Below are 20,571 nucleotides of genomic sequence, written 5' to 3'. Positions count from 1 at the left end.
TCAGGCCCCCTGGACGACGAGCGGCAGCGTCTTCCAGCCCCGTACGGTCGAGGTCTGGGCCAGCTCGGCGCCGTCCCAGTCCACGTCCCACGCGGGGAAGCGCCGCAGGATCTCCTCCGCCGCCACCCTTCCCTCCAGGCGGGCGAGGGCGGCGCCGAGGCAGTAGTGCGCGCCGACGCCGAACGACATGTGCTGGGTGACCCGGTGGATGTCGAAGCGGTCCGGGTCGGGGAACTTCTCCGGGTCGCGGTTGGCGGCGGCCTGGATGAAGAGCATGGCGCTGCCGGCGGGCACCGTACTGCCGTGGAACTCCACGTCCTTGGTGACATAGCGGGCGGTGAACGGGCCCGTCGGCTCGAAGCGCAGGATCTCCTCGATGGCGTTCGGGATCAGCGACGGGTCGGCCACCAACTCGCGCCGAGCCTCGGGAAAGCGGGCCATGACCGCGCCGAACCAGCCGATCAGGCGCCCCGTCGTCTCGTTGCCCGCGCCCGCGACCACCGAGCAGTAGGTGAGGACCTCCTCGTCGGTGAGGGTACGGCGCTTGCCCGTCTCGTCCTCGAACTCGGCGGTCATCAGCTCGGTCATCAGGTCGTCGGACGGATGCTTCTTGCGCCAGTCGATGTACCCCTGGAGCCCGTCGGTGTTCAGCATCTCGTCGGGGTCGAGCCTGCCACGGCCCGTCGTGTCGAGCGTGGCGTCGGTACGGTCGCGGAACGTCGGCTGGTCGGCCTCCGGGATACCGAGGAGCATGCCGATGACGCGCATCGGCATCTCGGCGCCGACGGTCTCGACGAGGTCGAACCGCTCGGCTCCCGTCACGGGTTCCAGGACCCTCTCGCAGAACGCCCTTATCTGCGGCTCGAGTTGGGCGATCCGGCGCGGGGTGAAGACGCGGGCGAGGAGACGCCGGTGGATGTCGTGGACGGGCGGGTCCTCGAAGATGAGGGTGCCGGGCGGGATGTCGACGTTCGCCTGGATGATCTCCAGGATGTCGCCGCGCCGGGAGGAGAACGTCTGCCAGTCGGCGAGGCCGCTCTGGCAGTCGGCGTACCGGCTGACGGCGTAGAAGTCGTGCTCCGCGTTGTGGTAGAGCGGGGCTTCCTCGCGCAGGCGGGCGTAGAGTGGGTACGGGTCCTGGGCGAGGGTCGCGTCGAAGGGGTCCCAGGAGAGGGTCTCTGCCGTGGTCATTTCAGCATGGCTCCCGCGTCGATGGTCTGCGTGCTTCCGGTGACGTAGCGGCCCTCGTCGGAGGCGAGGTAGAGGACGGCGTTGCTGACGTCGCGCGCCTCGACCCACGGGACGGGCAGCAGGTGCATGACCTGCGAGGCCTCGGCGAAGTCGTCGACGGTGGGGTTCTCCAGGTCGGGGCGGAACATTTTGTACGTGCCTTCGTGCATCACCATGGGTGTGTTGACCTGGGAGGGGTGCAGCGAGTTCACGCGGATGTTGTGCTCGCCGAGCTCCCAGGCCAGGGTGCGCATCAGTCCGACGACGCCGTGCTTGGCGGCGATGTAGTGCCCGATGTTGGCGTGGCCGCGCAGGCCGCCGACGGAGCTGGTGAGGATGATCGAGCCACCCCGGCCGCCGGCGATGAGGTGCGGGATGGACACCTTGGCGGTCTGCCAGACGCCGGTGAGGTTGATGTCGATCGTGTCGCGCCAGGTCTTCTCGTCCATCTCGTGCATGCGCCCGCCGGTGCTGCCGATCCCCGCGTTGGCGCACACGATGTCGAGCCGTCCGAGCTGCCGCACACCGTCGTCGACAGCACCCTTCAGCGCGTCGTGGTCGCGGACGTCGGCCTCTGCGGCGACGATCCGGCGGCCGAGCTTCTCCACCTGACTGACCGTCTCCTGCAGGTCCTCAGGGGTGGACATGGCGAACGAGACGCCGTCGAGCGGCTTGCAGATGTCGACGGCGATGATGTCGGCGCCCTCCTCGGCGAGCCGCACCGCGTGGCTGCGGCCCTGGCCTCGCGCCGCGCCGGTGATGAATGCGACTTTGCCTTCTACACGTCCGGGCATGGGTGTACCTCGTTCCTGGGTTGAAGGGGTCGAAGGGGTGAAGGGGCCGAAGAGTCGGAGGGGTCGAAGGGGCGAATGTCAGGCAGGTCCGGTCAGCGGGATCGGCGTCGGCCGCGCAGCCCGAGGGCCAGGAGCAGCAACAGCGCTGCGGCCACCGCGATCGGCACGGCTCGCTTGAGCGCGCCCGCCCCCGCCGCGTCGACCAGGTCGAGCGGGGCGGCGGCAGGGGGCGGGGAGACGGTCTCGTCTTGGGGCGAGTCGGCGGTCAGCTCGACGGCGAGGTTCTCGGCGAACCGGTCCATGAGCGCGCCGGACACCTCGGCGAGCGTGCCCCGGCCGAACTGGGCGGGCTTGCCGGTGATGGTGAGTTCGGTCTCGACGTGTACGTCGGTGTGGGCGCCGCCGGCGTCGGCCTCGGTCAGCCGGCAGGTCACCAGGGCCTTCGCGGTGCCGTTGCCGCGCGCCTCGCGGCCGCCCGCCTCCAGGACCACGGTCCTCTTCTCCTCGTCGCGTTCCAGGAAGGTGACGGTGCCCTGGTAGGTGAGGGCGATGGGGCCCAGTTTGACCTTGATCCTGCCGCGGTGTGCGTCGCCGTCGCTGGCGGTGAGTGTGGCTCCGGGAACGCAGGGGGCGACGCGCTCGACGTCGAGAAGGACCTTCCAGGCGTCCGCCACCGGGACCGGAATACCGATCGTGTTCTCCAGTTTCATGCCGACGTCCCCTCTTCCGCGGCAGCGCGCACCGCGTTGACGATCCCCTGGTATCCGGTGCACCGGCACAGGTTCCCGGTCAGGGCCTCGCGGATCTCGTCGTCCGTGGGCTTGGGGTTCTCGGCGAGGAAGGCGGTGACCGACACGACGAAGCCCGGCGTGCAGAACCCGCACTGCAGCCCGTGGTGTTCGCGGAACGCCGTCTGGACCGTGGAGAGTTGGCCATCGGGCCCGGCGATCCCCTCCACAGTCGTGACCTCCGTACCGTCGGCCTGCACGGCGAAGACGAGGCAGGCGCGGACGGCCTCCCCGTCGAGCAGCACCGTGCACGCGCCGCACACCCCGTGCTCGCAGCCGAGGTGGGTGCCGGTGAGTCCGCAGTTCACGCGCAGGAAGTCGGCGAGGGTGAGCCGGGGCGGCACGGTCGCCTGCCGGCCGGTCCCGTTGACGCGTACGTGGATGTCGATGGTGGACGTGTCAGTCATGCCATGCCTCCATGCAGTGCCTCCTGTACGGCGCGGCGCCAGGCGCGGGCGACCATGGCAGCGCCCACGCGGGTACGGTAGGGGGCCGATCCGTGCAGATCGGAGGGGACGGAGTCGAGATTCGTGGTGGCGGACCGCCCGACGTCCTCGGCATCGGCCCCGAGCGCCTCGGAGCCGACCAGCGTGGCCTCCGCCTCCCGGGCACGGACCGCGGTCGGACCGAGGCCGAACAGGCCGATGGCGCACCGGTCGAGACGGCCGCTCTGGTCCACCCGGAGAGCGACCGTCGCCCCCGCGATGGCGAAGTCGCCGCTACGGCGCGCGAACTCCTCGATCGCGAAGCCGCAACGCCCCTGCCACACAGGGAAGTTCACTCCGGTCAGCAGCTCGTCCTCGGCCAGCGCCGTGCTCAACGTACCGGTGAAGAACCGAGAGGCCGGGATGGTGCGGCGGCCGCGCGGTGACAGCGCCTCGAATTCGGCGTCCAACGTCAGAGCCACTGCCGGGTATTCGGCAGCCGAGTCGGCGTGCGCGAGTGAGCCACCGATGGTGCCTCGGTTGCGGATCTGGAAGTGCCCGATGAGAGGCGTCGCACGGGCGAGGAGCGGCACGGCAACGCGCGCCTCGTCGGAGCGCTGCACGGAGGCTTGGGTCGTGCCCGCCCCGATCCTCACGGAGTCCTCGCGCCGCTCGATGCCGCGCAGGTCGTCCAGGCGACGCAGGTCGACGAGGTGCCCGAAGGCCGCCAGGCGCAGTGCCAGCATGGGTACGAGGCTCTGTCCACCCGCGATGACCTTCGCCTCATCGCCCAACTCGCCGAGCAGGGCGACAACTTCATCCGCACTGGTGGGCGCGTGGTACGCAAACGGAGCGGGCTTCACTTGACCGTCACCCCTTTCAGCTCCTGCTCCTGCTCCTGCTCCTCGATGAGGGAGATGATTGATGACGGGGTCAGGGGCAGCCGGCCGATCCGGACTCCGAGCGGCGCGAGTGCATCGGCGACCGCGTTCACGACAGCAGGCGCGGAACCGATCGCGCCGCCCTCCCCGACTCCCTTGTATCCGCCGGGTCCTGCGCTCGGTGTCTCCACGTGCCCGATCTCGATGACCGGTGCCTCGGTCGCCGTCGGCAGCAGATAGTCCATGAAGGTGGTGGTGACCGGGTTGCCGTCCTCGTCGTAGGCGAGTTCCTCGTAGAGGGCGCCGCCGATGCCCTGGACGGTGCCGCCACAGATCTGGCCCTCGACGACGCTCGGGTTGATCATCGGACCGCAGTCCTCGCTGACGATGTACCGCAGCAGCTTGACCTCGCCGGTCGTCACGTCGACCTCGCAGGTGCAGACGTGGGTCGCGTTGGCCCAGATCATCAGGTGCGGGGTGTGGTAGCGGCCGCTCGCCTCCAGGCCGGCCGGTACGCCGGGCGGCAGGGCGTGCACCTGGTAGTACGCGATGTCGGCTATCTCGGCGAGCGTCAGGGAGGTGTCACTGCCCTTGGCGGTCGCAAGGCCGCGCACGAACTCGACCTCCTCCACGGGCACTTCGAGGCGATGTGCCGCGATGGCCAGGATCCGTTCTCGTAGCCCCCTCGCGGTCTCGGCGACGGCGCCGGCCGTCATCGACCCCGAACGGCTCCCGCCCGTGCCCGCCCCGTACGGGGTGACGGCCGTGTCGCCCTGGACGGTACTGACGTCCTCGATCGCCACGCCGAGCGCGTCGGCGGTCAGCTGGACGACGGTGGTCTCCAGACTGTTGCCGCAGGAGCCACCGGCGACGTACACGTTGACCTTGCCGGACGGCTCGATGCGGATGGTGGCGCCCTCGGTGGCGTGGAACGGCGTGGCGCCCGCGGTCGGTTCGACGTACGTACAGGTGCCGACGCCGAGGTAGCGGCCCGCCGCGCGGGCGCGTTCCTGTTCGCGGCGGAACGCGTCGTAGTCGAGCATCGTCAGGGCGTTCTCGAAGGTCTCGCGCGGGGACATGTGGTCGTAGGGCATGCCGTTGAAGTTCGCGGTGGGCAGCTCGTCGGTGCCGAGCATGTTCCGGCGGCGTAACTCCACCGGATCGAGGTCGAGTTGACGGGCCGCAGTGTCGAGGAGTGTCTCGCGGGCCATCGACTCGTACTGCCACGGACCGCGATAGGCGACGCGTCCGCTGGTGTTGGTGAACACGAACCGCGACGAGAACGTGCCCTCCGGGATCCGGTACGGGCCGGGGAACAGCATGCCGACGGCGATGCCGCTCTGCACGGGCGACGGCGTCGGGTAGGCCCCCGCATCCTGCACATGGTCGAGCGTCGCGGCGAGGATCCGGCCGTCGTCGTCGATGGCCATGCGGGCCTCGCCGTGTTCGTGGCGGGCCTGTCCGGCGGCCAGGAGGTGCTCCTGCCGGTCCTCGATCCACTTGAGCGCGGCGGGCAGTTGGGCGGCGGCGAGCATGACGCACATGTCCTCGCGCTGCGGTAGCACCTTCTGCCCGAACCCGCCTCCGGTGTCCCGGATCACCACGCGCACCCGGTGCTCGTCGATGCCGAGCAGGCGCGCACAGAAGGCCCGGACCTCGTGCGGGGACTGCGTCGCCGTCCAGATCGCCATCTCGCCGCCGGCCGCGGTCCATTCGGCGACGATGCCGCGGGTCTCCATCGGGACGGGTCCGTGGGACTGCTGGTAGAGGGTCTGCCCGACGACGTGCGGCGCGCTCGCGAAGACCGGTTCCAGGTCGGCCATGGGGCGCCCGCCGAGCCGGCCGACGAGGTTGTCGGGGTGGTCGGCGTGCACCGCTTCGGTGGAGTCGAGGGCCGTCGTGTAGTCGACGACGGGGGTCAGCGGCTCGTAGTCGACGACCACCAACTCGGCCGCGTCCTCGGCGATGTACCGGTCCGCGGCCACGACCATGGCGACGGGGTCGCCGACGAACCGGACTTCCCCTTCGGCGAGCGGCGGCCTCGGGGTGTCGGCTTCGTCGCGCCCGTTCAGCGTGTACCACTGCTCACGGACACCCGGATTGAGGTCGGACGCGACGAACACCGCATGGACACCGTCGAGTTGGAGCGCCTCGTCCACGTCGACGCCGAGGATGCGGGCCCGGGCCATCGGGCTGCGGACGAAGCAGGCGTGCAGCATGCCCGGCCGCACGACGTCATCGACGTACGTACCGGCCCCCGTCAGAAGTCGCGCGTCCTCGACGCGCAAGGTGCGTGTGCCGGCATAGGGGGCGCCATCGGAGGCACCAGCGGGGAAGTCCCCGGTTCGAGCCATCGCCATCGGTCGTGCCCCTCCGCTCATACGCTGAACGAGTGTTTAACCGAGCGTGCTGAACGACTGTTTAACACCCGCTCGCGAGGAGCGTCAAGCACAATGACCGCATGACTGCTGCGCCTGCGCCTCGCCGAATGGGCACCGAAACCTCGAAGACGCGCCTGCTGCTCCTCGACGTCACCGAGCGGCTGATGCTGGCCGAGGGGTACGCCGCCGTCGGCGTACGCAGGGTGGCGCGCGAGGCCGAAGTGGCCCCGGCGTTGGTGCTCTACTACTTCCGCACGCTCGACGACCTGTTCCTCTCCGTGTTGCGGCGGCGCGGGGACGAGGAACTGGAGCGGCAGGCCCGTCTGCTGTCGGGGCCGCAACCGCTGCGGGCCCTGTGGCGGCTGAGCAGCCACCCCGGCAACGCGCTCACCACGGAGTTCGCGGCTCTGGCCAATCACCGCAGGGTGATCCGCGCCGAGCTGGCCGCCACCTCGGAGCGCTATCGCGAGGCCCAACTGGAGGCACTCACGCGCGGGCTCGCGGAGCAGGGCACGGAGCTGCCGAAGGATCTCTCCCCCGCCGTACTGCTCGTCCTGACCAACGCGCTCGGCCGGAACCTGATGATGGAGAACGCGATGGGCATGACGACCCGGCACGAGGAGGCCCTCGCATTCGTGGAGCAGAAGCTCCAGCGGCACGAAGGCGCTCCCGCGCAGGAGAGGACGCCAGGTCAGTGACAAGCCCGGTCAGCCCTCCTCCGCAAGTCCGGTCAGTCCTCCTCCGCCGGTCGCTTGTCGCCCAACCCCCGCCAACACCCCCGAAGTTCGTTCGCCGCCGCCTTTGCCTTGCGGTCGCGCGTGAAGACTCCCTTGCGGTTGCCGTCGACGACAGTTGAGGACTGACGTGGTGAGTGATATCGAGGCCGGGGAGGGCGGTCTGCTGGCCGAGTTGACCCGGCGGGTCCTGGAATCGGCCCTGGAATCGGCCCTGGAGGGTGAGAGGCCCGTGCCGCAGGTCCGAGCCGCCGCGTCAGGCCGAGGGTGCGGCGGTGAGCGCGGCGAGAGCCTCGGAGACCTCGTCGAGACGGGTGCGGTCGAGGGAGTACAGGACGTAGTAGCCCTCGCGGCGGGTGGTGGTGAGTCCTGCCTGGGTGAGTTGGTGGAGGTGGCGGGAGGTTACGGAGGCGGACAGGCCGAGGAGGGTGGCGAGTTCCTGGGTGCTGCGGCTCTGGGCGGCCAGGTGCGTGATGATCTGCAGGCGTGGGGCGGCGGCCAGGGCGCGTAGGGCGGTGAGGGTGTCTTCCTGGCTGGTGGGCCGGGCTGGCGCGAGGGGCAGGGCAGGGTAGGTGATCCGCACGGGCCAGGGGCTGTCGCAGGTGACACGGACGTGGGGCCAGACGTAGTGGCTGGCCGTGAACGTCACGGGGTGTTCCCGCGTGATGGTGATGTCGTGGTCGTGCGGGCGGTCGAGCCGCAGGGTCCGCCGGCCGGGGTCGATGCGGATCTGAGGGGCGAGGGTGCGGAGCATCGGGAACAGGCCCTGGTGGGCGATCCGGGCTCCCGCGCGGGCGATCGACTCGTACAGGGAGGGTTCGATGCGCTCCCACTCCTCGGCGAAGGCGGTGCTCCAGTAGTCCTCCAGGACGGCGAGTGCGTCGTTGAGGACGGGGACGGGGTCGGTGAGGATGGCGTCCAGCCGTGCCGCCCGGCCGGGGTCGGTGTGCCGGAGTTCGGCGAGGACTTCGTCGCGGGTGGCGGGGTCTTCGACGAGGTCGTGTCCGCTGTGGCGGGTGGTGTCGATGAGGGTCTGGGCGAGTTCGGCGGCCAGCAGAGCGGGCGGCAGTGCCCGTACGGCGGTGAGCTGGTCCGCGAAGTCGGCGTCGTGATCGCCGGCGCGGCTTTCGAAGAACGCGGGGATGTAGTCGGCCACGACGAAGCCGTGCTCGCGGATCCGGCGGCGCAGGGCGGCGGGCAGCCGACGGCACCGCCGCACCCACGGCACGTGCAGGGCGTGGTGTCCGGGGTCGGTCAGCACGTGCCAGGAGTGGACGGCTTCGAGCAGCGGTGAGACGGAGAAGGCGATGTCCTCCTCGGCCGTCTCGGTGAAGGCCAGGGTGATCACGATTGCAGGATTTCACAATCAGTTGATCGGATCTCTCCTGGTGCCCCAGGCTCACACCAGTCCCGCCCCCGAGCCTCTGGGTAGACCGATGAGCATCGTCATGACCTCCCGCCTGGTGAAAGCCGCAGGTTCCACATGAGTGCGTCCACGGAGCCGTGGCAGGAGACGCTGGAAGCCGACGGCGGCGCGTACACGATCCATGAGCACGCGCCGGCCCGCAGTATCGCCGAGCGTCAGGCACTGCCCTTTCCCTGGGCACAGGCGGTCAAGACGCTGGTCTTCACCACGTCGGACAGCGCTCTCCTGCTCGTGGCCCTGCGCGCCGAAGACCGCGTCGACTTCGCTCGCCTGGCGGCCGCCACCGGCAGCAGTCGCTCACAACTGCGCACCGCTGGCGTCGATGTGCTCCGCGCGGAGGGACTGACTCCCGGAGGGGTGCCGCCCATCAGGTCTTCTGCGGTGCGGGGTCCGCCGCCCGGACCCTCCAGGTCAAGGCCGAGGTCCTCGCCCGGCTGCCGCGATCCCTGGTCGCACGACTCCACCAGTGACTCCCCCCAGGCATTGACCCTCCCCCCAGGTTTCTCAGGAAAGGCGTTCCGTCATGGTGTCCGCATCGAGCCTCATGGCCTTCGCGGCGATGTGTTTCGTGGTGATCGCGATTCCTGGGCCCAGCGTCCTGTTCGTCGTCGGCCGCGCCCTCACGCACGGTCGGCGGACCGCCCTCGCGACCGTGCTCGGCAACCTTCTGGGGTGCTACGCCCTCGTTGTCATCGTGGCGCTGGGGCTCGGGGCAGTGGTCCAGAGCGCGCCCCAGGCGCTGACCGGTCTGAAGTTGGCGGGCGCCTGCTACCTCGTCCATCTCGGCGTGCAGGCCTACCGCCACCGCGGCCGCCTGCACGCCGGCCTGACGACCGAGGAGGGCGAACGGCGCGGCGATCTGCGCACCGTCCTGGACGGCCTGCTGGTGGGCGCCACCAACCCCAAGGGCCTGGTGTTCTTCGCCGCCGTCCTCCCGCAGTTCGTCAACCACGACGCCGGGAACATCCCGCTGCAGATGATGGTCCTCGGCCTGATTCCGGCCGGGATCGGCCTGATCTGCGACACCGTCTGGGGCCTGGGCGCCTCGGCCGCCCGCGCCTGGTTCGCCGGATCCGACCGCCGCCTTTCGATGATCGGCGCGGTGGGCGGAGCCGCGCTGATCGGCTTGGGCGTCATCATCGCCGCCACCCGCCACTGACGGTTCAGACCGGTAACGAAATCGGCCGCGCATTGTCAGGGAAGACACCCATCCGCCGTCCTGCACCGACGCGGCTAAGCGATCGCTTACCGCACCCCTGGACCGTACGCGTCACCGGCATCTACCGCGAGGCGCAGACAAGGACGTCAAGTGCGTTCTTCGCCCTGGGCGACCTCGACCTGGTGGTGCACGCCGAGGAGAGCGGTGGTGGCGGCCCCCGCGGACAGCATCACACCCGCGGTCAGGGCGAGGGCGACCCAGCGGGCGGCGCGCGGTCGGCCGGGAGTGAGGAGTGCGGTGACCCGGCGGGGTACCGGGCCGGTCGTCGCGGCCGGGGCGAAGGCCGGGCGCGGGGACGCGGTGGCGCGGCCGGCGAGTGCGGCCTTGGCGATGGCGCGTGCGGTGAGGCGGCGGTCCCCGACGGCGGAGGCGGCGGCCTCGTCGGCGGCGCGTTCGGCGGCGTACCGGATGTCGGCCCGCAGCGCGCGCAGGGCGGGGTGGCAGTGCGCGGCGAGTTCGGCGGCGGCCAGGAAGTAGTGGTGGCCCGCGCGGTTGTGGGCCCGTTCGTGGGCGAAGAGTGCCTCGCGCTCGGCGGCGCCGAGGCTGCGCAGCATCGCGGTGGTGACGACGATGCGGTGCGGGCGGCCGGGCAGCGCGTACGCGTCGGGGTGGGGAGATTCGACGACGCAGAGGTCGCCGGCGGCGGGGCGGCGGTCCGCCTCGGTGTGGGCCGTGCGGAACGCGCCCGCTTGACGCAGCGCGGAGCGCACCAGCATGCAGGCGCTGACCGCGAGCGCCCCGGTGGCCAGTGCGGCGGCGGGCAGGACCAGCAGGTCGGAGGGGGTGCGCAGGGGGTGGATGAGGTCTTCGAGGGCCGCGAAGAGCGGCAGCTTGAGCAGTCCGGTCAGGACCAGTGCGCCGAGCGCCGCCACGCACGAGGCCGCGAGGGCCAGCGCGCAGGCCGTGAGCGCCCACAGCGCGCGGGCAGGCGCGAGACGGTCCAGGGCGCGCCGGGCCAGTGGCGGCGCCGCGAACGGCAGCAGCAGTGGCACGAGGGCCACGGCGAGCAGCAGGGCGGTCACTTCTCGTCGGCCTCCAGGAGGAGGCGGAGCATCTCTTCGTCGTCGGGTTCGAGCTGGGCGACGAAGCGGGCCAGGACGGCTCTGCGGTCGGTGTCCCGGTCGAGTTCGGTGTGCATGCGGCGGGCGGTCAGGCCCGCCGCGTCCTGGACGGGGAAGTAGGCGTAGCCGCGGCCCTGCCGGTTCCGGTCGACGATCCCCTTCTCGTAGAGGCGGGACAGGATCGTGGTCACGGTCGTGCGGGCGAGGCCGGAGGCCAGTTCGCCCTGGACCCGGCCCGCGGTGAGCGGAGTGTCCGCGGCCCACAGCGCGGCCATTACGGCGGCTTCCAGCTCGCCGGCCGGCCTGCGCTCGTCCATTCCATCGGCCATGGGAACCATCCTCACCCCGCCATCGTCTACAGTGCAGTAGACCGTCTACAGAATTGTAGTCACCAGCCGCCGTGAGCGGAACGCCCCTGCCAGGGCGTCCGCTCCGCCGAGGCGAAGGACTCTCGCCGATGACCACACCGCTTGCGCTCTCTCTATCGTCGCAGCTCGCCGTGAACGTGTTGGACGCGCAGTCGCTGCTGTCCGCGTTCGGTGTGCTGGGCGTCGGCGTGGTGATGTTCGCCGAGACGGGGCTGCTCATCGGGTTCTTCCTGCCCGGCGACTCGCTGCTGTTCACGGCGGGGCTGCTGTGCACGGGCAGTGCCACCTCGGGTGCGCACCTCTCCCTCGCGCCGCTGCTGGCCGCCGCGGCCGTCGGCGCGCTCGCGGGCGCGCAGTGCGGTTATCTCCTGGGGCGCAGGGCCGGGGGTGCGCTGCTCGCCCGCAGCCGATCTGCGCGGCTGAAGGAGGGTGCGCAGCGCGCGGAGGACCTCCTTGGGCGGTACGGGCATGCCAAGGCGATCGTCCTCGCACGGTTCGTTCCGGTGGTGCGCACGGTGTTGAACCCGCTGGCCGGCACTCTGGGCGTGCCCGCGCGAACGTTCACTCTGTGGCAGGTCGTGGGCGGTCTGGCGTGGAGCCTGGGGCTGACGCTCGCTGGATACGCGCTCGGCTCCTCGATCCCGAACGTGGACCGCTATCTGCTGCCGCTGATCGCCCTCATCGTCGTCCTCTCACTGATCCCGCTCGCCGCTGAACTGCTGCGCACCCGTCGCGCCACCAGGACCAAGGAGGCCCGCGGATGACCGCGCCCACCACCCTCGCCTTCGATGGGTCGTCGATCGACGGCTCGGCCTACCGGGACGTGACACGCCTGGCCGCTCACGCCCCCGGCTGGCTGGACTCCGCCGTGACGGTCTGGTCGGCGTACGGGCTCGCGGTGTTCGCCGTGCTGATGGTCGCGACCTGGTGGCAGGCGCGCCGGGCCAGTGCCGGTGCGGCGCTCGCGGCCCTCGCGGTGCCGGTGGTGGTCGTCGTGGCGTTCGCCCTGAACGACGTGGTGAAACTTCTGGTGCGTGAGGACCGGCCGTGCCAGAGCCTGCACGTCGCCACCCTGGAGGCGTGCCCGGCGCCCGGTGACTGGTCCTTTCCCAGCAACCATGCGGCGATCGCGGCCGCCGCGGCGGTGGCGCTGCTGTTCGTCTCACGGCGGATCGGTGCCGTCGCGGTGGTGGCCGCGTGCGCGATGGGTGCGTCGCGGGTCTGGGTCGGCGCGCACTATCCGCACGACGTGGCGGCGGGCCTGCTGGTGGGCGCCGTCGCCGGCGTGCTGCTGATGGCAGGGGTGCGCCGGTGGCAGGACCGGCTGACCCGCCGCCTCGCCGCCGGCCGGCTGCGCCTGCTCCTTGCGGCGTGAGCCATGGCCCAGGACCTGGTGCGCCGCAGAAGGATCGCCGACCTCGCCGGGGGCACGGGCCTGGCCGCATGGGTCGTGTTCGGCGTGCTGACCATGGTGGTGATCGCCCATCCGGACAGTCCGCTGTTCTTCGACGAGCAGGCGTTGACCTGGTCGGCCGGTCACAGGCCGCCGGTCGTCGTGGCGTTGGCCCGCGGACTGACCGCGACCGGGACAGGTGTCGTTCCGTACATGCTCGCGGTCCTGGCCGGTCTCGTCGCGGGCCGCAGCGCCCGTCACCGCCTGGCATGTGCAGCACTCACGGTCGGCTGCCTGGCGGCGGGCCAGGCCGTCCGGTACGGCCTGATGACGCTGGTCGACCGGCAGCGGCCGCCGCACGCCGACTGGCAGACACACGCCTCCGGCTTCTCCTTCCCCTCCGGGCACACCACCACGGCGGCCCTGAGCGCCGGGATCCTCGTCATCGCGCTGCTGGCGCGCGCCCCGCGCGGCCGGGCGCCGCTCGCGGTGGCGGTCGTCTGCTGGGGCCTGCTGGTCGGCGTGACGCGTGTCTACCTCGGTGTGCACTGGTTCACCGATGTACTCGGCGGCTGGCTGCTGGGCATCGGCTGGCTGGGCCTGTGCCTGTGCGCGGCCGCCTGGTGGCTGCCCGATCACCTTCTTACCGGTGAACACCCGCCCGCCACGCGCTCGTTGGAGGAACATGCGCCACAAGATCCTGGTCGTGGAGGACGATCACGCCCTGCGTGACGTCCTCGTGCGCGGCCTGCACGACGAGGACTTCGACGCCGTGCCCGCACCCGACGGCGCCACCGCCCTGCGACTGCCCACCACCGGCGTCGCGGCAGCCGTACTCGACGTCGGCCTGCCCGACGCCGACGGGCGTGACGTGTGCCAGGCACTGCGCGCGAACGGCTTCCGCTCCCCCGTCGTCTTCCTGACAGCCCACCACCGGCTCACGGACCGGCTCGCCGGATTCTCCGCGGGCGGCGACGACTACCTGCCCAAGCCCTTCCACCTCGCCGAGCTCGCGGCCCGGTTGCGCGCCGTGATCCGCCGCGCCGGAGGGCAGGACGCAGCCACCACGGGCGACCTCGCCCTGGACCCCGTCCGACACCGCTGCACCGTAGGCGGCCACCCGGTCGACCTCACCCCCACCGAGTTCCGGCTGCTTGCCACGCTCCTGGCCGCGTCCGGAGACCTGGTGCGCCGCCGCGAACTGGTGCGCGCGGGATGGCCCGAGGGCGCCCATGTCAGCGACAACACGCTCGACCAGTATCTGACCCGGCTGCGCCGTAAACTGCGCGACGCGGGCAGCGAGTTGACCATCGGCACGGCCCGCGGGGTCGGCCACCGCCTGTCATGACATCCCGTACGCGATGGGCACCGCGCACGCTGCGCGGCCGGCTCTCCCTGGTGGCACTCACCACGGCGACACTCGTGATGGCGCTGCTCACCATCGTCTTCAACGCCGTCGTGCGCGAACACCTGCAGCACCAGGCCGACGACGAACTGCGTACCCGCGCCGCCGCCGTCACCGCGACCCTCGACACCAGACACAGGCCCGTACGCGTCCTGGAGACACCGGACGACCAGTTCCTCGACACCAACGTATGGGTCTTCGACGGTTCTCGCCTGATCGAGCAACCCCCGTCCACCAACCCGGCGTTGGCGCGACTCGCCGTCTCGCTCGCCGACACCGGCAGGCCGCATTGCGCGACCACCGGGCAGCCCGACGGCGTACGGCTGTGTGCGCGGCCCGTGGCGCACACCGGTGGCGCGGCAACCGTCGTCGCGGCCCTGGACCTGTCGCCCTACCAAAGCTCCGCCGACGCCCTGCTGTTCGGGTCGCTCGCTCTGGATGTCGTCATGCTCGCCTGCACGTACGCACTGACCCGCCTTGCTGTCCGGCGCGCGCTGCGCCCCGTACACACCATGACCGAGCAGGCCGCCCAGTGGAGCGCGACAGCTTCCGACGAACGGTTCACCGGCGTCACCCGCCCTCACGAACTCGCCTGTCTCGGCGGCTCATTGGACGCGCTCCTCGACCGGATCCGCGCCCTCCTACGTCACGAACAGCAGCTGACCGGGGAGCTCTCGCACGAACTGCGCACCCCGCTGAGCCGTGTCGTCGCCGAACTGGACTGGCTCAGCTCTCGCCCCCGTTCACCGCTTCAGGTCGAGGCCGGGCACGCCAGGATCGCGGCGTCCGCGCAGTCGATGCGCACCATCTGCGACACCCTCCTCGACGCTGCCCGCGACGCCGCCGCCACCCCGCCGACCGGCACCTGTGACGCACCGACCGTGTTGCGCCGCCTCGCCCAACACGCCGACACACTCGGACAGGTGACAGTGACCCTCGAGACGGCCGGGCCCGCGCCCCGGGCCGGTGTCCCGGAGGCACTCCTCGAACGCATCGCCAGTCCACTGCTCACCAACGCCGTGCGCTACGCCCGCACCGGGATCGTCGTACACATCCGCCGGGAGCAGGGCCACATCCGCCTGACGCTCACCGACGACGGCCCGGGCGTACCCGCATCGTTCACCGGGCAACTCTTCCAGCCCGGCCGTCGCGCCGATCCGCACGACGGACACGGCGGAGCGGGCCTCGGCCTGCCGCTCGCACGGCGCCTGGCCCGCTCCGCCGGCGGCGACGTCACCCACGACGCCGACTACGCCTCCGGGGCCCGGTTCGTGATCACACTGCCGCCCGGCTGACCGGCTCCCCAACGCGTCTCGCGCAGCCGGGCGACCACCATGAGGCCGACCAGGACCGCGAGCAGCACCGCCGACGAACCCGCCGTACCGAGATCGAGACCGCCCTTGGCGGCCGGCTTGGTCAGGAAGTCACCTGCGGTAGCGCCCAGCGGCCGCGTCAGTACGAACGCCGGCCAGAACAGCAGCACGTTGGGCACGACCGGCACCCGCATCAGCAGCGCCAGAGCGGCGAGCAGGCCGGAAACCAGGAGCGCGCCGCCGGCGTAGCCGAGTCCGGAGCTGTCGGACAGACAGTCGCCCGCGGACGTGCCCAGCGTGTTGGAGACGAGGATCGCCGTCCAGAACAGGGCCTCGGCGCGGAAGCTGGTGATGTCGCGGATCACGAAGGTCATCCCGCTCGCCTTCCAAGCGGCGAAGACGACGACCAGGACCGAGACGAGAATCGCGGCCCCGGCCGGATAGCCGAGCCCGAGACCCTGCGGACCCCGGCCCAGCGATGTGGTGCCCGGGGCCAGGAACTCGGCGCTCGCGTCCCGGTTCATGAAGTCGGACATCGTGGTGCCCGCCATGGACGTCGACAGGATGACGGTCCAGTAGAAGACGGATCACCCGCCGCCCTCAACCGGCGTGCGCGGCCCGCCGTTCCGTCTCGGTGACATCCCGGCGGGTCACCGTCAGGAACACCACCAGGCCGAGGATCACCGCGAGGAACAGCACGCTGGTGACCACGGTGCCGAAACCGAGACCGCCGCCGTGGGTCGGCTGGGAGAGGTAGTCGCCGATGGAGGCGCCCAGCGGGCGGGTCAGCACGTAGGCGATCCAGAAGCTCCACACGGCGTTCAGGCCGAGCGCGAAACGCGCCACCGCGACGGCGGCGATGGCCAGCGCGAACAGCAGGGCGGACAGCCAGTAGCCCAGGTCCATGCGCTCGGCGAGCAGGTCACCCGCGGCAGTGCCGAGCGCGAACGTGAACAGCACGGCCAGCCAGTAGTACGCCTCGCGGCTGACGGTGTCGATGCTGTGGATGGACAGCGTGCGCTCACGCCGGAACCAGACGGCGAAGACCACCGCGAGAGCGAGCGCGAACACCGTCGTACTGGTGGTCAGCGGCACACCCAGGTTGTCGGTCAGATTGTCGCTGATGAGTGTGCCGACGACGCTGATCAGTGCCACCGACAGCCAGTACACGCCGGGCCGGTAGGCACGGGTGCGGAACTGGAGGACGAGCGCGGCCACCAACGCCACGCTCATCAGCAGCGACACCCGGGTCAGCCCCAGGCCCAGGTTCTCGTTCAGGAGGTCGGCCGCGGTCTCGCCGACCGTGGTGCACAGCACCTTGATCACCCAGAAGTACACGGTGACTTCGGGGACCTTGTTCCACCGCAGGCGGTGACCGGAAGCCGCGGGATCGGTGGCCGGTAGGACAGGTGAGACCTCGGCGGTCTCGTGCGTCTCGTATGTCATGGGCCCGGACCCTGCCAGCGGGAACCTGAACGCATCCTGACTGCCGTGCGGCTTGCCGCGCCCGGGGCGGACGAGCCGAGGATCATGTTCGGCATGTGCACCTGCGTACCCGGTTCAGGCTCTGGTCCCGTGCTTCCCGTCCTTCCCGTCATAGCGGCGCCGCCCCCGCCCACTGCCCCCACGACGGAAGAGCACCGCCATGGCCGCCCCCACCACACCCTCGAACCCCGGTGACCGCGCGACCGCGTGGCTGCGCCGACGGCTCGGCACGGCCGTCGTCCTCGCCTACCTGCTCGCACTGCTGCTGCCCCGGCCAGGACTGTGGCTGCGCCACCCGCACCCCCTGCCACTCGGCAATGGGCTCCAACTCCCCGTGCACACCACCCCGTTACTACTCGGCCTCGTCCTCTACGCGGCCGGCCTCCAGGTCCCCGTACACGCGCTCGGCCGGCTGCTGCGCCGACCGCGCGCGCTGCTCGCCGGGCTCGCCCTGCACCTCGCGGTCCCGCTACTGATCGTGCCGCTCGTCGCACTCGCACTGCAGCACACACCGGACACCGACGGCGGCAGCGGCCTGATCACGGCGATGATCCTCATCGTGGCCATGCCGGTCGCCGCAGGCGCCACCGTGTGGACCGGCAAGGGCCAGGGCGACCAACCCACCATGGTCGGCCTCGTCCTCGCCTCCACCCTGCTCAGCCCCCTCACCGTTCCCGTCACCGTCCACGCGCTCACCCCGCTGCTCAGCGGGGCATACGCCACCACCCTCACCTCGGCCGGACACTCCCTGAGCAGCGGATTCGCCCTCGCCGGGGTGGTACTGCCGTGCGCGGCCGGCGTGCTGTGCCACCTCGCGCTCCCCAAGGCATGGCTGCACCACCTGATGGCCTGCGTCGTCCCGACCGCCCTCCTCGGCTCGCTCGTCCTGACCTACGCCAACGCCAGTGGCGCCCTCGCCTCCTTCCTCACCCACCCGCGACCACTGCTGCTCGTCGCCGCCGTCGTCGTGGCGGCCTCGGTGTGCGCACTGTCCTTCGCCGTGGGCCGGCTCGCGGCACGCGTGCTGCGACTGGACGCCCCGGCCGCGTCCTCACTGACGTTGGCCTGCGGCATGAACAACAGCAGCGCGAGCGCCGTCCTGCTCACCACGACGCTCCCGGACAAGCCACACCTGCTGCTGCCCGTACTCGCCTACGGACTGCTGCAGAAGACAGCCGCGAACCGTGTCGTACGTATCCGCGCTCCCCGCCCTACCGCCTCCCTCTGACACTCCGTCAACAGCAGGGCGGGCCCGGGCAGAGGCTGTGCCCACCAGGGCGCACCCCACCTGCGCCTACTGCATCCTCATGCCCGGCACCGCTACGGGAGATTCGAGGTACCCGACCACGGCCCGCCGAGCGCAAGGAGGGGAGCGGCCGGCGGGCCGTGTACGCCGCATCGGCGCCGCGGGTCGCCTGGGCGGCGCCGACTCCGCCCAGGCCATACGCAGTTCCCGCGATGGGGCAGAGCCACGTTAAGCGCCGCGACCCGCAGAGTGAATGCACAACTCACGTACCTGACAGGTGTGTTGAGTAAAGCCTTCGCCACGTAGACGTTTCGCCACCTCCAACAGGTCACAGCAGGCGCGTAGCCCTGGGGACGTACGCAAGGGGTGGTGCCATGTCGGCCGGCCTCACAGTCCTCCTCGTGGACAACCATGAGGAGCCCCTCTTCACCCTGGAGCGAGCACTCGCGCCCGTGGGCAGGCCATGACGCAGCAGCAGATGCAGTGCCGCGCCGGCCACAAGGAGGGCGACGACTGCCTGCCATGCACGGTGTTTTCGCCGGGCCAGGCCCCGGGCCGGCATCACCAGGAGCACACCGGCCACCAGTTCCCGGCACGCGCAGCGTCGTCGGCCAGGCCCGGAACGTAGAAGCTGAGCGCGGCCGGCCGGCCGCTGCGCAGCGAGCAGGCCACCGCGGAGGCTACGTCGAGGAGCCCGATCAGCACGCAAAGTCGTCCGGCCAGTACCGCAGTTCGCATCTTCCACACGGCCCCGAACCTAGGACTCCTAGGCAACAGAAGTGCAGGAGGGCGGTATGAGGTCTACCTGGACGTCACACCACAGGCGCCGCGGTGGGCCGGGAAGCGGGCCGCCGCCGACACGTCCGGCCCGCCTCCCCGCCCTCGGCCGCCCGCCGCCACCGGGTGAATTCGGGGGGCGTGTTCCCCGATGGCGGGGGCGGTTCGTCGGGCACCGCGGCAGCCTTACGGAAGCCGGGGCCGTGTGGTGCCCGGAGTGGGACGGCGTCGGCCGTCCACAGTTCCCTCTGGCCTTCGTGGCCGTGGGATGGGCAGCGAACTGGCCACCCTGTGGGCCCAGTTGAGGGATTGAGCGAGGGAGCGCTGCCAGGCACGGCGCCGTCGGGACGCGTCGAGTTCCTCGAAGAGGGCGTCGTAGCGTGCCACGATCGGCTCGAGGTCGAAGCGGTGGGCGGACGCGTAGGCCGCCGCACCCATCTCCTTGCGAACCGCCGCGTCCCTGATCAGGTCGATGAGCGCCTCCGCGAGCGCGCGCATGTCACCCACCGGCACGAGGCGCCCGTCGACGCCGTCGGTGATGATCTCAGCGGGACCAAGCGGCGCGTCCGTACTGACGGCCGGGACTCCGCAGCGCATCCCCTCCACCAGCGTCATCCCGAACGACTCCGCGTCCGACGCACTGACCACGATCGACGCCTTCGCCAGCTCCGGCTCGATCGGCGACACCGCCCCCATCAGGCGGGCCCGGCCGGTCAGGCCGAGCCCGTCCACCAGGGCCCGCAGGTGCGGCTCCTGCGCGCCGCCACCGTAGATCCGCAGCTGCCAGTCCGGTTCCTTCGACGACACCGCGGCGAACGCCTCCAGCAACAGGTCGTAGCGCTTGCCGGGGACAAGGCGTCCCACCGCCGCGATCACCTTGGCCGTGCCGTCCGAGGGCGGCAATGCGACCGGCGGCACGATGTTCGGCACCGAGAGGATCCGCACTCCGGGCAAGGGCATGCGCTTGCGGTAGACGGCCGCGTCCGCCTCTGTCACCGTCACGAGCCCGTCCAGCGTGCGGTAGTGCCTGCTCAGCACCGCCCGCAGCTTCATGCTGTGCGCGTCGTGCCGCAGATGCTCCTGAGCGATCCGCAGCGCCCGGCGCGGGCCCCACAGTGCCAGGTAGACGTTGAGGCCGGGCCGGGTTCCGATCACGATGTCCGCGTCGCAGCGGTGCTCCAAGTATCCGCGTACACGCAGGTCGTGCAGGCGCGTGTACTGCTTGTACCGCTTCTCCGCGGCCGGGAAGTCCCGCGCCGGCTTGCTGTACCCGGGCTGGTGGATGTCAGGTCCCTCCGCCCGCGTGTCCACCAGCGGTACGAGGGTGATCCGTGGGTCGACCGCGAACCTGGGGGTCTCCCGGTGCCGGTTGAGCGACACGATCTCCACCTCGTGGCCGCCGTGCTCGACGAGCGCCGCGGCAAGGTTGAGCGTGGTGCGCACCGTGCCACCGATGGCGTACACGTTGTGCAGCAAAAACGCGATCTTCATGTGCAGTGGCCTTCCCCGGCGGGCGCACGGCGTGGGCCCATGTCATCCGTCGATATCCCTCGATATCCGCGAACATCCTGCTCGGGTCAGGTAAGTCCAGGGCCCCGGTCGGGTGAGGGGCGGGTAAGAAGCCTTCCGTACGGCCGTCGAACAG

At 71.0% G+C, this 20,571-nt stretch carries 21 protein-coding genes and 2 pseudogenes; 9 read left to right on the top strand and 14 right to left on the bottom strand.

The features are described 5' to 3' along the window. The 6 genes from ACIRHA_RS04905 to ACIRHA_RS04880 all read right to left on the bottom strand — a co-directional run bounded on the left by ACIRHA_RS04905 (position 1) and on the right by ACIRHA_RS04880 (position 6,478). A complete protein-coding gene (locus tag ACIRHA_RS04905; protein ID WP_403839874.1) occupies positions 1-1,191 on the bottom strand; it encodes a cytochrome P450 in 1,191 nt (396 codons plus the stop codon). Continuing rightward, positions 1,188-2,024 (bottom strand): mycofactocin-coupled SDR family oxidoreductase, encoded by an 837-nt coding sequence (locus tag ACIRHA_RS04900; protein ID WP_403839872.1) that lies wholly within the window; start codon positions 2,022-2,024, stop codon positions 1,188-1,190. Before ACIRHA_RS04900 ends, ACIRHA_RS04905 begins: the two co-directional genes overlap by 4 nt. Positions 2,025-2,116: 92 nt before the next feature. Beyond that, positions 2,117-2,734: an SRPBCC family protein gene (locus ACIRHA_RS04895; protein ID WP_403839870.1), complete on the bottom strand. Its 618-nt coding sequence runs from the start codon at positions 2,732-2,734 to the stop codon at positions 2,117-2,119. After that, on the bottom strand, positions 2,731-3,219 hold the full coding sequence (locus ACIRHA_RS04890; RefSeq protein WP_403839868.1) for a (2Fe-2S)-binding protein: 489 nt from the start codon (positions 3,217-3,219) through the stop codon (positions 2,731-2,733). The genes ACIRHA_RS04895 and ACIRHA_RS04890 overlap by 4 nt, the downstream gene beginning before the upstream one ends. Further along, positions 3,216-4,100 (bottom strand): FAD binding domain-containing protein, encoded by an 885-nt coding sequence (locus tag ACIRHA_RS04885; protein ID WP_403839866.1) that lies wholly within the window; start codon positions 4,098-4,100, stop codon positions 3,216-3,218. The genes ACIRHA_RS04890 and ACIRHA_RS04885 overlap by 4 nt, the downstream gene beginning before the upstream one ends. Then, positions 4,097-6,478 (bottom strand): xanthine dehydrogenase family protein molybdopterin-binding subunit, encoded by a 2,382-nt coding sequence (locus ACIRHA_RS04880; RefSeq protein ID WP_403839864.1) that lies wholly within the window; start codon positions 6,476-6,478, stop codon positions 4,097-4,099. Before ACIRHA_RS04880 ends, ACIRHA_RS04885 begins: the two co-directional genes overlap by 4 nt. Positions 6,479-6,579: 101 nt before the next feature. Between ACIRHA_RS04880 and ACIRHA_RS04875 the strand changes: the two genes are divergently transcribed. Continuing rightward, the gene (locus ACIRHA_RS04875; RefSeq protein ID WP_403839862.1) at positions 6,580-7,197 is read left to right on the top strand and encodes a TetR/AcrR family transcriptional regulator; all 618 of its coding nucleotides are present in this window, start codon (positions 6,580-6,582) and stop codon (positions 7,195-7,197) included. 292 nt (positions 7,198-7,489) lie between these two features. On the opposite strand, the gene ACIRHA_RS04870 is transcribed toward ACIRHA_RS04875, so the two are convergent. Beyond that, positions 7,490-8,581, bottom strand: a complete 1,092-nt coding sequence (locus ACIRHA_RS04870; protein WP_403839860.1) for a DUF5937 family protein — start codon at positions 8,579-8,581, stop codon at positions 7,490-7,492. Positions 8,582-8,716: 135 nt separating this feature from the next. On the opposite strand from ACIRHA_RS04870, the pseudogene ACIRHA_RS04865 reads away from it, so the two are divergent. Further along, positions 8,717-9,022, top strand: a pseudogene (locus ACIRHA_RS04865) (YbaK/EbsC family protein); the annotation flags it as partial. A gap of 160 nt (positions 9,023-9,182) precedes the next feature. Then, positions 9,183-9,818, top strand: coding sequence for a LysE family translocator (locus ACIRHA_RS04860; RefSeq protein ID WP_403839858.1), 636 nt, complete (start codon positions 9,183-9,185; stop codon positions 9,816-9,818). A gap of 146 nt (positions 9,819-9,964) precedes the next feature. Here the strand turns inward: ACIRHA_RS04860 and ACIRHA_RS04855 are convergent, their stop codons facing one another. Both ACIRHA_RS04855 and ACIRHA_RS04850 read right to left on the bottom strand, forming a co-directional pair. Continuing rightward, positions 9,965-10,900, bottom strand: coding sequence for a M48 family metalloprotease (locus tag ACIRHA_RS04855; RefSeq protein WP_403839856.1), 936 nt, complete (start codon positions 10,898-10,900; stop codon positions 9,965-9,967). After that, positions 10,897-11,268 carry a BlaI/MecI/CopY family transcriptional regulator gene (locus tag ACIRHA_RS04850; protein ID WP_403839854.1) on the bottom strand — a complete coding sequence of 124 codons (372 nt, stop codon included), beginning with the start codon at positions 11,266-11,268 and terminating at the stop codon, positions 10,897-10,899. The genes ACIRHA_RS04855 and ACIRHA_RS04850 overlap by 4 nt, the downstream gene beginning before the upstream one ends. 128 nt (positions 11,269-11,396) lie before the next feature. Between ACIRHA_RS04850 and ACIRHA_RS04845 the strand changes: the two genes are divergently transcribed. Genes ACIRHA_RS04845 through ACIRHA_RS04825 form a run of 5 tightly spaced genes read left to right on the top strand, consistent with a single transcriptional unit; the run spans position 11,397 to position 15,400 of the window. Further along, positions 11,397-12,071: a DedA family protein gene (locus tag ACIRHA_RS04845; protein WP_403839852.1), complete on the top strand. Its 675-nt coding sequence runs from the start codon at positions 11,397-11,399 to the stop codon at positions 12,069-12,071. Next, positions 12,068-12,682, top strand: a complete 615-nt coding sequence (locus ACIRHA_RS04840; RefSeq protein ID WP_403839850.1) for a phosphatase PAP2 family protein — start codon at positions 12,068-12,070, stop codon at positions 12,680-12,682. The genes ACIRHA_RS04845 and ACIRHA_RS04840 overlap by 4 nt, the downstream gene beginning before the upstream one ends. A gap of 18 nt (positions 12,683-12,700) precedes the next feature. Next, a complete protein-coding gene (locus ACIRHA_RS04835) occupies positions 12,701-13,432 on the top strand; it encodes a phosphatase PAP2 family protein (RefSeq protein ID WP_403842105.1) in 732 nt (243 codons plus the stop codon). Next, positions 13,386-14,048, top strand: coding sequence for a response regulator transcription factor (locus tag ACIRHA_RS04830; RefSeq protein WP_403839848.1), 663 nt, complete (start codon positions 13,386-13,388; stop codon positions 14,046-14,048). The genes ACIRHA_RS04835 and ACIRHA_RS04830 overlap by 47 nt, the downstream gene beginning before the upstream one ends. Continuing rightward, positions 14,045-15,400 carry a sensor histidine kinase gene (locus ACIRHA_RS04825; protein ID WP_403839846.1) on the top strand — a complete coding sequence of 452 codons (1,356 nt, stop codon included), beginning with the start codon at positions 14,045-14,047 and terminating at the stop codon, positions 15,398-15,400. The genes ACIRHA_RS04830 and ACIRHA_RS04825 overlap by 4 nt, the downstream gene beginning before the upstream one ends. Here the strand turns inward: ACIRHA_RS04825 and ACIRHA_RS04820 are convergent. From ACIRHA_RS04820 to ACIRHA_RS04810, 3 genes and pseudogenes are all read right to left on the bottom strand, one after another. Beyond that, the gene (locus ACIRHA_RS04820) at positions 15,355-15,942 is read right to left on the bottom strand and encodes a hypothetical protein (protein WP_403842103.1); all 588 of its coding nucleotides are present in this window, start codon (positions 15,940-15,942) and stop codon (positions 15,355-15,357) included. The two genes, ACIRHA_RS04825 and ACIRHA_RS04820, sit on opposite strands and share 46 nt — an antisense overlap. Then, a pseudogene (locus ACIRHA_RS04815) lies at positions 15,943-15,999 on the bottom strand (hypothetical protein); the annotation flags it as partial. A gap of 19 nt (positions 16,000-16,018) precedes the next feature. Then, positions 16,019-16,864 (bottom strand): hypothetical protein, encoded by an 846-nt coding sequence (locus ACIRHA_RS04810; protein WP_403839844.1) that lies wholly within the window; start codon positions 16,862-16,864, stop codon positions 16,019-16,021. A 199-nt stretch (positions 16,865-17,063) separates the two neighbouring features. Here ACIRHA_RS04810 and ACIRHA_RS04805 point away from each other — a divergent pair, with 199 nt between their 5' ends. After that, entirely contained in the window at positions 17,064-18,131 is a 1,068-nt protein-coding gene (locus ACIRHA_RS04805) for a sodium-dependent transporter (protein WP_403839842.1), read from the top strand. A gap of 579 nt (positions 18,132-18,710) precedes the next feature. Here the strand turns inward: ACIRHA_RS04805 and ACIRHA_RS04800 are convergent. Together ACIRHA_RS04800 and ACIRHA_RS04795 are read right to left on the bottom strand one after the other, a co-directional pair. After that, positions 18,711-18,854: a hypothetical protein gene (locus ACIRHA_RS04800; protein ID WP_403839840.1), complete on the bottom strand. Its 144-nt coding sequence runs from the start codon at positions 18,852-18,854 to the stop codon at positions 18,711-18,713. 258 nt (positions 18,855-19,112) lie between these two features. Further along, on the bottom strand, positions 19,113-20,417 hold the full coding sequence (locus ACIRHA_RS04795) for a glycosyltransferase family 4 protein (RefSeq protein WP_403839838.1): 1,305 nt from the start codon (positions 20,415-20,417) through the stop codon (positions 19,113-19,115). Positions 20,418-20,571 lie beyond the last annotated feature (154 nt).

It is taken from the genome of Streptomyces sp. NPDC102360, from assembly GCF_044766085.1.
GTDB lineage: Bacteria > Actinomycetota > Actinomycetes > Streptomycetales > Streptomycetaceae > Streptomyces.
The sequence above is the reverse complement of the archived record's forward strand: the minus strand, read 5'-3'. Positions and strand labels throughout refer to the sequence as shown.

What these genes read in the sequence shown, in the direction of transcription:
- ACIRHA_RS04905 (WP_403839874.1), bottom strand. Translation starts at nt 1,191, where the DNA reads ATGACCACGGCAGAGACCCTCTCCTGGGACCCCTTCGACGCGACCCTC.
- ACIRHA_RS04900 (WP_403839872.1), bottom strand. Translation starts at nt 2,024, where the DNA reads ATGCCCGGACGTGTAGAAGGCAAAGTCGCATTCATCACCGGCGCGGCG.
- ACIRHA_RS04895 (WP_403839870.1), bottom strand. Translation starts at nt 2,734, where the DNA reads ATGAAACTGGAGAACACGATCGGTATTCCGGTCCCGGTGGCGGACGCC.
- ACIRHA_RS04890 (WP_403839868.1), bottom strand. Translation starts at nt 3,219, where the DNA reads ATGACTGACACGTCCACCATCGACATCCACGTACGCGTCAACGGGACC.
- ACIRHA_RS04880 (WP_403839864.1), bottom strand. Translation starts at nt 6,478, where the DNA reads ATGGCGATGGCTCGAACCGGGGACTTCCCCGCTGGTGCCTCCGATGGC.
- ACIRHA_RS04875 (WP_403839862.1), top strand. Translation starts at nt 6,580, where the DNA reads ATGACTGCTGCGCCTGCGCCTCGCCGAATGGGCACCGAAACCTCGAAG.
- ACIRHA_RS04860 (WP_403839858.1), top strand. Translation starts at nt 9,183, where the DNA reads ATGGTGTCCGCATCGAGCCTCATGGCCTTCGCGGCGATGTGTTTCGTG.
- ACIRHA_RS04850 (WP_403839854.1), bottom strand. Translation starts at nt 11,268, where the DNA reads ATGGCCGATGGAATGGACGAGCGCAGGCCGGCCGGCGAGCTGGAAGCC.
- ACIRHA_RS04845 (WP_403839852.1), top strand. Translation starts at nt 11,397, where the DNA reads ATGACCACACCGCTTGCGCTCTCTCTATCGTCGCAGCTCGCCGTGAAC.
- ACIRHA_RS04840 (WP_403839850.1), top strand. Translation starts at nt 12,068, where the DNA reads ATGACCGCGCCCACCACCCTCGCCTTCGATGGGTCGTCGATCGACGGC.
- ACIRHA_RS04830 (WP_403839848.1), top strand. Translation starts at nt 13,386, where the DNA reads ATGCGCCACAAGATCCTGGTCGTGGAGGACGATCACGCCCTGCGTGAC.
- ACIRHA_RS04825 (WP_403839846.1), top strand. Translation starts at nt 14,045, where the DNA reads ATGACATCCCGTACGCGATGGGCACCGCGCACGCTGCGCGGCCGGCTC.
- ACIRHA_RS04820 (WP_403842103.1), bottom strand. Translation starts at nt 15,942, where the DNA reads ATGAACCGGGACGCGAGCGCCGAGTTCCTGGCCCCGGGCACCACATCG.
- ACIRHA_RS04810 (WP_403839844.1), bottom strand. Translation starts at nt 16,864, where the DNA reads ATGACATACGAGACGCACGAGACCGCCGAGGTCTCACCTGTCCTACCG.
- ACIRHA_RS04805 (WP_403839842.1), top strand. Translation starts at nt 17,064, where the DNA reads ATGGCCGCCCCCACCACACCCTCGAACCCCGGTGACCGCGCGACCGCG.
- ACIRHA_RS04795 (WP_403839838.1), bottom strand. Translation starts at nt 20,417, where the DNA reads ATGAAGATCGCGTTTTTGCTGCACAACGTGTACGCCATCGGTGGCACG.